This is a genomic window from Asticcacaulis sp. (genome assembly GCF_020217185.1).
Classification (GTDB): Bacteria; Pseudomonadota; Alphaproteobacteria; order Caulobacterales; family Caulobacteraceae; genus Asticcacaulis.
Genome location: NZ_JAIWNX010000081.1, coordinates 1 through 10000 on the forward strand (window position 1 = coordinate 1; position 10000 = coordinate 10000).

Sequence of the window (10000 nt, forward strand, 5' to 3'; positions counted from 1 at the left end):
TGAAGGTCGATGGTGACCGCATCAGCGTGACCCTCAGCTTTGGCGGCGTGCCCAAGGTTCTGCGCTTTCCCCTGTCGGCCATCACCCGCTTCTATGACCCCAGCGTGCAGTTCATCCTCGAATTCGACGTCGAGGAGCCTCTGGAGGCCAATGACGATGAGGGCCTGATCGCGGCGCCGGCCGCAGCGACCGATGGGGCCAAACCGGCCGAGCCCGATCCCGACGCCCCGCCCCCCGATACGGGCCCCAAGGTCGTCTCGCTCGATCAGTTTCGCAAGAAGTAGCCTCCGCCTCCGCAGGGTTTCGCCACATGCGCCGACCGTCTGCCCGCCTGATAGCCCTGCTCACCGCCGGGTGCCTCGTTCTGGGGCTGAGCCTGCCGGCCGTGGCGGCCACCCCGGTGCCGCCGGTTGAAGCCCCGTCCGTCGAAGCCCCGCCGCCACTGGCAAGCCCATCGCAGACACCGCGGCCTGCTCGGACAGCCCCACGGCGGGCCGCACCTGCGCCCGTCGTGACCGAACCCGCCTCGGTCAATCGTCCGGTGAGCCCGGAAGACATCGAATCCTTTACCGACGCCACCGTCTCGGCCCTGATGCAGCGCGACCATGTGCTGGGCGTGACGGTCGCCGTGGTGCAGGGCGGCACGCCGCTGCTGATCAAGGGCTATGGCTATGACCGCCTGACGCCGCGTCGGCCGGTCGATGCGCGCACCAGCCTGTTCCGCATCGGCTCGATCACCAAGACCTTTACCTGGATCGCCGTGCGTCAGGAGATCGAGGCCGGGCGCCTCCAGCTTGATGGCCCCGTCGCCGCCTATCTGCCCGAAGATATCTTTGCCAAGGACCGGCGGTTCAAACCCATCCGTATGCGCGACCTGATGGCCCATACGGCGGGGTTTGAGGACACCTCTTTGGGCCACCTCTTCCGTCTTGAAGACGGGCGCATCGAATCGACCGACACCTATTTCCGCCGCCACGCGCCGCAGCGCCTGCGCGAACCGGGCAGCTTTGCGACCTATTCCAACTATGGGGCCGCGCTGGCCGCCCGCGCGGCCGCCCGCACGGCTGAGGCGAAGGATGTGCCCACCCTGATGGAAGCCCGCATATTCCGGCCGCTGGGCCTCGGCTCGACCACCCTGCGTGAGCCCTACGATCCGGCGCTGATCCACCCCAATGCCGCCGCCGAAGGCCTGCCTGCGCCCATGCCGGGGGGCCTGTCCGACCGCCTGTCGCAGGGCTTTATCTGGGATGGGGCCACCTTCCGGGCACAGCCCTTCGACCACGCCCTGCCTATGGCCGGAGCGCTGGGGGCTTCGACCACGGCTGCGGACATGGCGCGCTATATGTCTCTGCTGCTGGGCAATGGCAGCCTCGACGGCGTGACCCTGTTCGGACCGGCCTCGGCTCAGGCCTTCCGCTCACCACTCCTGACCATGCCGAAGGGCTATAATGGCTGGGCGTCGGGCCTGCGTATCGGGGAGACGGCACAGGGGCTGAAGACCTATGGTCATACGGGCGCGACCCTGTGGTTCAACGCCAATATGATCCTGGTGCCCGAACGCAATCTGGGCATCTTCATCGCCGCCAATACCGAAACCGGCGACACACTGACGCGCGCCTATCCCGAACTGCTGATCCAGCATGTGGAAGGCGGCGTGCCCCCCGCCCCGCGTCAGCCGCCGCAGACCTATGCCGCCGATCGTGCCTATTTCGACTCCTTGCGCGGGGCCTATGTTTCGACGCGGCGTGCCTATGGCGGACTGGAAGGGGCGGTGACGCGGCTGATCAACACAGTGGAGGTCGATGCCGATGCACAGGGCCGCCTGATCGTCTCGGCCCCGGACGGATCGTCCGCCTATGTCGCGGCGGCCGCGCGCGGCTTCTTCATCCCGCAGGAGACCAATCCGCTGGGGCCGCAGATCAGCAATGACGGTCTGCATTTTTTGTTTAAACCGCAGGGCGGCCGCGCCACGGCCTTTGAAACCAGCGCCAATATGGCGCGCTATGAGCGCGTCGGCTGGGTGCACCGGCCTTCGACCCTGTATAATCTGACGGCGCTCATGCTGGGTTCGTGCGTGCTGGTGCTGATGGGGCTGAGCCGCGTGGGTCAGCGCGATCACCCGACCGAAGCGCAGGTCGCAGCAACTTGGATTTCGTATGCTACAGCGGCCATATGGATACTGGCCATCGCCCTGTTCAACAACTGGCGTCAGGGCTTGACCGGCGACCCCAGCGCCCTGTTCACCCACTGGCCCAGCGGTCAGTTGCAGATGGCGTCGTGGCTGGCAGTGCTGGCGTCGCTGGCGACCCTGTTTCAACTGGGCAGCCTCTACCGCGTCTATGAAGAGGCCCATTATCACGCCGACGGCTGGGCTCTGTGGCAAAAGGCGGCGCACACGGCGCTCAATACCGGCTGGCTGTGCTATGCTATCCTGCTGATGAGCTGGGGCGCGCTGACGCCTTGGGGGTAATTCACCGCTTCAGTGCATAGACACGGATATGGATTTGCTCGCGTTCGCCTTCAAAGCGTTCGACCAGCAGCCGCGCCACCTGACTGTCATCGTGGAAGACAAACCCCTTGATGGCATCGAGCAGCGCCTTGGCGAGGTTATCGAGGTCCATCCACGGCGGATCACCGACGTGCTCCATGCGGATTTCGACCGCATAGTCGCCCCAGGCCGGACGCGACCCGCGCCACTCTTTGCGAAAAAACTCATAGACCAGCGGCTTGTAATACTTGGCCTGCGTCGTCAGCCCATCAATGAAGAGTTCAATCCCCTCATCGGTTTCCCGCGCCCGCACCTTCCCGAAAGTGGTCCAGGTCAAGGCACGGTCCTCACCGGCACCGTAATATCGCAGACCGAAAAATCCGCGCCTTTTTCGGCCCGCTTCGCCTTGACCAGCGTCGCAAAAGCCGCGCCGGCGGTGTTCATGATCTCCAGCTTCGTACGCCCGGACGCGGGCATGTCGGCCAGCAACCGCACCTCAGTCATCGCATCGGGCTGCGCCGGGGGTTCGCCCACCCTCAGCGCCGCCAGCGCGTCGAAACCTGATACAACGCGACCCACAACCGTATAGTCGCGGTCCAGTCGCGTGACCGTATCGCGCATCAGATATAGCTCGCTATTGGCCGAGTCTCTGGCCTCCCCGCGCCCCATGCCCAGCACGCCGCGGCAGTGCGTCCCCCAGGCCCGCACAGCGTGACTGCCGTCACTGGCGGGCGGCATATGCCGGTCGGTCATCGCCACATAGGGCACCGCGCCGATAAAGCCGGTCGTCGCCCCGGCGGGTTGCGCCACCACTGTGTGCGGCACCATCTCACCCAGTTTGAACACCGCCTCCAGAGGCATATCCGGCAGAGGGCTGCGACCGCCATCCTTATTGTTCGGATTGCCGGTCTGGGCCACGAAATGATCAATCACGCGATGGAACAGCAGGCCGTTATAAAAGCCCTGCCGCGTCAGGTCTTTGATGCGCGCCACACCCTGCGGCGCCATTTGCGGGCTGAGGGCGATGATCACCCGCCCCTGAGTCGTCTCCATGACCAGCGTGTTGTCGGCATCCAGCGGCGTCCAGTCCTGCGCGGTCGCTGCCGTCGCCAGCGCCGCAATGACGCCCGCCCCCCACGCCTTCATCACGCCTTCTCCACGAAACTGTCGATGACCTTCTTCTCGCCCGAAATGTCGAAATTGACCACCAGCTTATTGCCCTCAGTTTCGACCACATGGCCATAGCCAAACTTGCTGTGAAAGACGCGGGTGCCCACGCTGAGGCCCTTGGACGGTTGCGGCTTGGCGGCCGGTTGGCGGTGCGGCTGCGGCTTTTTCTCCAGCCGGCTCATATCGACGCCGGACAGGCGGTCGCTGAACCGGCCCTCGGTTTTCGTTTCGCTTTTGGTATGGTTAGGCTGATATCCGGCGCGGTCCCAACGCGACTGCTCAGACTGCCAGCCCGCCTGATTATAGCCGGTCTGCGACGTCGCCTCGACGTGCTCAATGGGCATTTCGTCGATAAAGCGCGACGGTATCTGGCTGGTCCAGCGCCCGAAAACCTGCCGATTGGCCACAAAGCTAACCCGCGCGATCTCCCGCGCCCGCGTCAGGCCGACATAGGCCAGCCGCCGCTCCTCCTCCAGCCCTTTCAGGCCGTTTTCGTCCATCGAGCGCTGCGACGGGAAGACGCCCTCCTCCCAGCCCGGCAGGAAGACCACCGGAAACTCCAGCCCCTTAGCGGCGTGCAGGGTCGAGATACGCACGCTGTTCTCGCCATTGTCGCGCTCCAGGTCCATGACCAGCGACACATGCTCCAGATAGGCTTCGAGGTTTTCGAAGTCCTGCATGGCGTTCATCATTTCCTTGAGGTTGTCGATGCGCGTCCCGCCCGACGTCTTATCGGCGCGCTGCATGTCGTAATAGCCGCTTTCGGTCAGCACCATATCGAGCAGCGCGTCGTGCGATGTGGTCTTCAACACCGCCACCCAGCGGTCGTAATCGCGCAGAAAACCGACCAGCGGCGTTTTGGCCCGCGCCGGCAGTTCATCGGTCTGCACCAGATCGCGCACGGCAGCCATGACGCTCTGCCCCGCGAGGCGCGCCTGCATCAAGAGCTTCTGCACCGTGGCGTCGCCAATGCCGCGCTTGGGCACATTGACGATGCGCTCAAAGGCCAGATCATCGTCTTCGGACTGGATCAGGCGCAGATAGGCGATGGCGTCCCGGATTTCCGCCCGCTCGAAAAAGCGCGGGCCGCCCACCACCACATAGGGGATTTGCAGCATGAGGAAGCGTTCTTCAAACGCCCGCATCTGGAACGAGGCGCGCACCAGCACGGCCATATCCGAATAGGCACGGCCCTGCTTTTTCAGGCGCTCGATATCCTCAGCGACGCCCTGCGCCTCAGCCGCGCCGTCCCACAGACCCTGCACGCGCACCTTTTCGCCGCCCTGCTGATCGGTGAACAGGGTCTTGCCCAGACGCGCGCTATTGGCGCGGATCAGGCCCGACGCCGCCGACAGGATATGCTGGGTCGAGCGGTAGTTGCGCTCAAGCCGGATGACCTTGGCGCCCGGATAGTCGCGCTCGAACTTGAGGATGTTATCGACCTCGGCCCCGCGCCAGCCATAGATTGACTGATCGTCATCGCCCACGCAGCAGAGGTTACGGTTGGCATTGGTGAGAATCCGCAGCCACAGATACTGCGCGATATTGGTGTCCTGATACTCGTCCACCAGCACGTACTTGAAGCGGCGGTGATAGTGTTCGAGGATGTCCGGATGCTCGCTTAGGATTTTCAGCGTGTGCAGCAAAAGGTCACCGAAATCGCAGGCGTTCAATACCCGCAGGCGCTCCTGATACTCGGCATAGAGTTCCGGCCCCTTGTTGAAGGCGAACTGCGCGCCCTCGTCGGCGGTCATCTTCGCCACCTTGTCCGGCGTCAGGCCCTTGTTCTTCCACTGATCAAGGAAGTGCGCCATCAGCTTGGGCGGAAAGCGCTTGGTGTCGATGCGCCGCGCCTCCATGATCTGCTTGAGAAGGCGCGTCTGATCGTCGTCGTCGATGATGTTGAAGCTCGACTTCAGCCCCACCAGTTCGGCATGACGGCGCAGCATCTGCGCGGCGATCGAGTGGAAGGTGCCGAGATTAGACAGGCCTTCCGCCGATGGCCCCACCAGCCGCGTCGTGCGCTCACGCATTTCGCGCGCCGCCTTGTTGGTGAAGGTAACGCAGAGGATTTCCCACGGTTTGGCCAGACCCTGCGACAGTATGTGCGCGATACGCGTGGTCAAAACGCGCGTCTTACCCGTACCCGCTCCGGCCAGAACCAGCACCGGCCCTTCGGTCGAACGCACGGCGTCAGCCTGTTCAGGGTTCAGACCCTTGAAAAAATCGCTGCTGAAAGAGGCCCCGTTGACCGAGGCCCGCTGACTGATGGGGATGGAAACGTCTTCGTTCATGCCCCTCAGTCTAGACCGTTCGCCGGGCGGAACCAAACGGAAACATCAAGCTTTGCCGCTTATGCACAGGCCCGCCCCGCCCCTCAGACGGCCTCTGGCTTGCGTTTCTTGCTATTGCTGACTTTTTGCTGCACGTAGGCCAGCGCCGACAGGCGACAGAAGGAGGCCAGCAGGCTTTCGCCGCGCTTGGTATCCAGCTCGGCGATCAGCGCCGCCAGACTGATTCGGCGCTCCTTGGCCATCGCCTCCAGCACCGCCCAGAACTCCGGCTCGAGTGCAACAGACGTCGCGTGTCCGGCAAGATTAACCGATCTCTTTCTTAAACCCGGCATAGTGTCCCTCCTGTCCAGGCAACGCTTTGCAGCATCAAGACGCCCCCGGCGACGCTGCACTCTTTGTGAATTCAATGGACGATATCGGTATAAACCCAACAAATCTGATTTATTATTGTGGTAATATTAAACCGCTACATCCATGGCCGTGAAAAAACCATGTAAACTCTTGTCATTTTACATAAAAACGTCAACCGTTTTCGGAATTATCCACATCCTTACGTTTTTGTCCGTCGAGCAGGCGCTCGCGGCGCGCCTCATCTTCACGCGCCGCCCGGCGCAGATGACCGGGCAACCCGAAAGTGACGCGGTTCTGAGCGGCCTGCGCTTTGTCGCGCTCGCGCTGTCGCGTCTTGCGCGCCTTGTTCAGATTGATCACGTCACTCATGAATTTTACTCAGGGTCTTGATCGGGCCGCAAATTCCGGACCGGTGCATTTTTTAAACGCAGCGTCAATGATCGTTCATTATACAGCGCTGCCGTTGCAAATAAAAGAAAATTAAGCTGCGTTCGAAACTAAAGCCTTTATAATTTTCATTAAAACACCGTTACGCCAAAAACGCAACCCCTCGATTTATTCTTCTTTTCCGGAACTTACGCATGACCCTCATTCTCAACATTCTGTGGTTCATCTTCGGCGGCTTTGCGGCCGGTCTGGCCTGGTGTCTGGGCGGTTGCCTGCTGGCCATCACCATTGTGGGCCTGCCGTGGGCCGGGGCCGCCTTTCGCATCGCCGGCTTCAGCTTCTTCCCGTTTGGCAAGGCCATTGCCGACCGCGATCTCATGACCGGTCAGGGCGATCTGGGTACGGGCGGCATGGGCGCGCTGATGAATATTGTGTGGATTCTTCTGGGTGGCTGGTACATCGCGCTGGGGCATCTGGTTCTGGCGCTGGCTCAGGCGGTAACCATCATCGGCATCCCGTTTGCCCTCAAAAATGTGCAACTGGCGTGGCTGGCTCTGGCCCCCGTCGGCAAGATCGTCATTGAAAAGCCCTGATCCCCTCCTGTAGATATCCGGAAAACCTGTTCCGGAGAGTCAGATGGATTTGGATCGACGCACCCTGATGACCAGCGGGCTGGGCCTCGGCGTGGCCGCCACCTCCGGTGCCCTGGCCCAGGCGCCGGTCATGGGCACAGAGCTTAAAGACCTGCGCGGCACACCTTTGCCGCCAGAAACGACGGAATATGTCGATCTGTGGCCAAAGGGGCCGGCGGGTCTGCTCAAGACCGAACTGAGCGAAGTCGTCAAAACCGCCCCCACCCCGCCCCTGCGCCGGCTGGTTAACGGGGTGATCCGTCCGCGTCTGGCCGTCTATCGGCCGCAAAAGCCGAACGGCGGCGCGCTGCTGGTGATTCCCGGCGGCGGCTACACCTATATCTCGGTCGATAACGAAGGCCACAATGTCGGCCGCGTGTTTTCGGCGCAGGGCCTGACCGTCTTCGTCCTCTACTATCGCCTGCCGGCCGAAGGCTGGGCGCAGGCGTCGGATGTGCCCTTGATGGATGCCCAGCGCGCCATGCGCCTGATCAAGGCACGCGCCAAAGACTTCCAGATCGATCCGGCGCGCGTCGGCGTGATGGGGTTCAGTGCCGGGGGCCACCTGTGCGCCTCACTGGCCACCGGCTATGGCGCCCCCGTCTATGCGGCTGTCGATGCCATAGACGCGCAGGACGCCCGCCCCTACCTGTGCGCGCCGATCTATGCGGTTATTTCGATGAAGCCCGGCCTGACCCACGCCGGGTCGCGCAGCAACCTCATCGGGGCCAATGCCAGCGAGGAGATCACCGCCCGCTATTCGACGGAAAACCACGTCACGCCGCAGACCCCCCCGGCCTTTCTGCTGCACGCCGAGGACGACGGAGCCGTGCCGGTCGAAAACACCCTGGCCTTCCGCGCGGCGCTGAAAGCGGCCGGGGTCAGTGTCGAAACCCACCTTTACCCGAAGGGCGGGCATGGCTTTGGCATCCTGTCGCCCGCCGTGCCGTGGAGCGATCTGTTCCTGCATTTCGCGCGACAACAAGGCCTGTATAGCTAGACAAATGCCTGAGACGGCTCCAGAAACGACCATGAAAACTTATCGCAGGGTCAACTGTAACCTTGTTAAATACTTTTCATGACTCAGGTTTAATTTGACCCGGATCGCCGGTTGCGAGATGGGTGATGAGGCAGGGTCCGGCTTCTCGGACGTCTGCAGATGTTGGAAACCCTGTTGATGCGCGTACTGGCCTGCACATCCCTGACCCTGCTGCTGCCTCTGGCCTGTCCGGAGATGGCGCTGGCCGGTGAAAACCGGATCGAACTGCAAAATCTGGCCGCGCGCGTGGTGGTGGTGACGCAGGCGCGTCAGGATATCGATGTACGCGTCAAAACCGGCCCCCGCAACATGCCTCAGATCACGCTGCGCCGTCAGGGCGACCGCGTCATCGTCAACGGCAATGTCAGTGGTCGCGATCAGTCGTGCGGCGGTGGCGGCACCAGCCTGTTTGCCTTCAATATCGGCGACCGCAGCGTCACCACGGTCAAGGTGGCCGGCATGGGTCACCTCAACCTGTCTGACCTGCCGACCGTCTATGTCTATGCCCCGCAGGATATGGAGATCGTTAGCAAGGGCGCGGTCTATGGCAATGTGTCGGAGGCCAGCAGCCTGAAGCTCAGCGTGCAGGGTTGCGGTGACTGGAACGTCGGGCCCGTGCGCGGCGTCCTGACCCTGATCAATAGCGGCTCCGGCGACACCCATGCCGCCAGTGGCGGCGACAGCGAAATCGTCAGTACCGGGTCCGGTGATGTGCATATCGGCGGCGTGCGCTCGCTCAAACTGTCGCAGTCGGGCTCCGGCGATGTCAGCGTCGGCTCAGTCAGCGGCACCCTGTCGGCGGCAAGCGCCGGGTCGGGCGATATCAGCATCGGGGCGGTCAGCGGTCCGGTGGAAATCAGCATGGCCGGGTCCGGCGACGTAGTGGTGGCCAAGGGCCGCAGCCCGACGCTGAAAATCGCCGTGGCCGGTTCGGGTGACGTGCATTTTGGTGGCGAAGCGAAGATGGTCGAAGCCGCCGTGGTCGGCTCAGGCGACGTGTTTGTCGCGCGCGCCACCGGCCCGGTTCAGAAGAAAGTACTGGGGTCCGGCGACATCAATATCGGCGGCCAATAAACAATCCCAGTAATCAGCCCCTCAGTAATCCACCCGCTGCGGATCAGCTAAAATCATCCGTGTCGCGCAGTCGGCGGCGCATGACCGCACGCAAAATGGAGACGCCCACGATTAACGGCGACAAGGCCATGATGTAGAGCTTGCGCCAGATGGTATCGGCGCGCTTCAGGAAATAATAGACCAGCCCCAACCCCTTGTTCGTTTCAACAAACAGGGGATCAACGCGCGAGGTGTGGCCCTCGTGGACGACCTCGGCCCGGGGGTGGAACAGCACGGTGCCGCCCTTTTTGCGAATGCGCCAGCACAGGTCTACGTCTTCGACGTGCAGGAAGAAACGCGTATCAAAGCCGCCCACCGATAGAAAATCGGCGCGGGCGATGCAGAAGCAAGCCCCCGACACTGCGGCCACTGGCACCGGAGCGTCCGGCAGAAGTTCGTCTTCGCGGTGGATTTCAAAGCCACGCAGGAAGGGCAGATAGCGGGACAGGCGCATCAGCGACACCAGTGTGGTTATCGGCGTGACCTCACCGCGCCGCGACCCACGCTGCTCAGATCCATCGGGGTT

11 protein-coding genes are annotated in these 10000 nt (G+C 62.8%); 5 read left to right on the forward strand and 6 right to left on the reverse strand.

Annotated features, from left to right (window positions below):
- Both LDL37_RS03920 and LDL37_RS03925 read left to right on the forward strand, forming a co-directional pair.
- Positions 1-284 (forward strand): ClpXP protease specificity-enhancing factor SspB (locus tag LDL37_RS03920; protein ID WP_290794647.1); only part of this gene is annotated, 284 nt, incomplete at its 5' end.
- A 26-nt stretch (positions 285-310) separates the two neighbouring features.
- The gene (locus LDL37_RS03925; RefSeq protein WP_290794650.1) at positions 311-2470 is read left to right on the forward strand and encodes a serine hydrolase; all 2160 of its coding nucleotides are present in this window, start codon (positions 311-313) and stop codon (positions 2468-2470) included.
- A 1-nt stretch (position 2471) separates the two neighbouring features.
- On the opposite strand, the gene LDL37_RS03930 is transcribed toward LDL37_RS03925, so the two are convergent.
- The 5 genes from LDL37_RS03930 to LDL37_RS03950 form a co-directional block, all read right to left on the reverse strand.
- Positions 2472-2825, reverse strand: coding sequence for a RusA family crossover junction endodeoxyribonuclease (locus LDL37_RS03930; RefSeq protein WP_290794653.1), 354 nt, complete (start codon positions 2823-2825; stop codon positions 2472-2474).
- Entirely contained in the window at positions 2822-3634 is an 813-nt protein-coding gene (locus tag LDL37_RS03935) for a peptidylprolyl isomerase (protein ID WP_290794678.1), read from the reverse strand. Before LDL37_RS03935 ends, LDL37_RS03930 begins: the two co-directional genes overlap by 4 nt.
- Positions 3634-5952 carry a UvrD-helicase domain-containing protein gene (locus LDL37_RS03940; protein WP_290794656.1) on the reverse strand — a complete coding sequence of 773 codons (2319 nt, stop codon included), beginning with the start codon at positions 5950-5952 and terminating at the stop codon, positions 3634-3636. Before LDL37_RS03940 ends, LDL37_RS03935 begins: the two co-directional genes overlap by 1 nt.
- Positions 5953-6035: 83 nt before the next feature.
- A complete protein-coding gene (locus tag LDL37_RS03945; RefSeq protein ID WP_290794659.1) occupies positions 6036-6284 on the reverse strand; it encodes a ribbon-helix-helix domain-containing protein in 249 nt (82 codons plus the stop codon).
- 190 nt (positions 6285-6474) lie between these two features.
- On the reverse strand, positions 6475-6672 hold the full coding sequence (locus LDL37_RS03950) for a DUF4169 family protein (protein WP_290794662.1): 198 nt from the start codon (positions 6670-6672) through the stop codon (positions 6475-6477).
- Between the two features lie 212 nt (positions 6673-6884).
- Between LDL37_RS03950 and LDL37_RS03955 the strand changes: the two genes are divergently transcribed.
- From LDL37_RS03955 to LDL37_RS03965, 3 genes are all read left to right on the forward strand, one after another.
- Complete coding sequence (locus tag LDL37_RS03955; protein ID WP_126419708.1) at positions 6885-7283, forward strand: YccF domain-containing protein; 399 nt, start codon at positions 6885-6887, stop codon at positions 7281-7283.
- Between the two features lie 43 nt (positions 7284-7326).
- Positions 7327-8322 (forward strand): alpha/beta hydrolase, encoded by a 996-nt coding sequence (locus LDL37_RS03960; RefSeq protein ID WP_290794669.1) that lies wholly within the window; start codon positions 7327-7329, stop codon positions 8320-8322.
- 159 nt (positions 8323-8481) lie between these two features.
- Positions 8482-9435 carry a DUF2807 domain-containing protein gene (locus LDL37_RS03965; RefSeq protein ID WP_290794672.1) on the forward strand — a complete coding sequence of 318 codons (954 nt, stop codon included), beginning with the start codon at positions 8482-8484 and terminating at the stop codon, positions 9433-9435.
- A 43-nt stretch (positions 9436-9478) separates the two neighbouring features.
- Here the strand turns inward: LDL37_RS03965 and LDL37_RS03970 are convergent.
- Positions 9479-10000, reverse strand: a 522-nt coding sequence (locus LDL37_RS03970; protein ID WP_290794675.1) for a glycosyltransferase, incomplete at its 5' end; no start/stop codon positions are given.

Excerpts from the sequence above, each read along its gene's own strand:
- LDL37_RS03965 (WP_290794672.1), top strand. The coding sequence starts at position 8,482 with ATGTTGGAAACCCTGTTGATGCGCGTACTGGCCTGCACATCCCTGACC.
- LDL37_RS03950 (WP_290794662.1), bottom strand. The coding sequence starts at position 6,672 with ATGAGTGACGTGATCAATCTGAACAAGGCGCGCAAGACGCGACAGCGC.
- LDL37_RS03940 (WP_290794656.1), bottom strand. The coding sequence starts at position 5,952 with ATGAACGAAGACGTTTCCATCCCCATCAGTCAGCGGGCCTCGGTCAAC.
- LDL37_RS03945 (WP_290794659.1), bottom strand. The coding sequence starts at position 6,284 with ATGCCGGGTTTAAGAAAGAGATCGGTTAATCTTGCCGGACACGCGACG.
- LDL37_RS03960 (WP_290794669.1), top strand. The coding sequence starts at position 7,327 with ATGGATTTGGATCGACGCACCCTGATGACCAGCGGGCTGGGCCTCGGC.
- LDL37_RS03955 (WP_126419708.1), top strand. The coding sequence starts at position 6,885 with ATGACCCTCATTCTCAACATTCTGTGGTTCATCTTCGGCGGCTTTGCG.
- LDL37_RS03925 (WP_290794650.1), top strand. The coding sequence starts at position 311 with ATGCGCCGACCGTCTGCCCGCCTGATAGCCCTGCTCACCGCCGGGTGC.
- LDL37_RS03935 (WP_290794678.1), bottom strand. The coding sequence starts at position 3,634 with ATGAAGGCGTGGGGGGCGGGCGTCATTGCGGCGCTGGCGACGGCAGCG.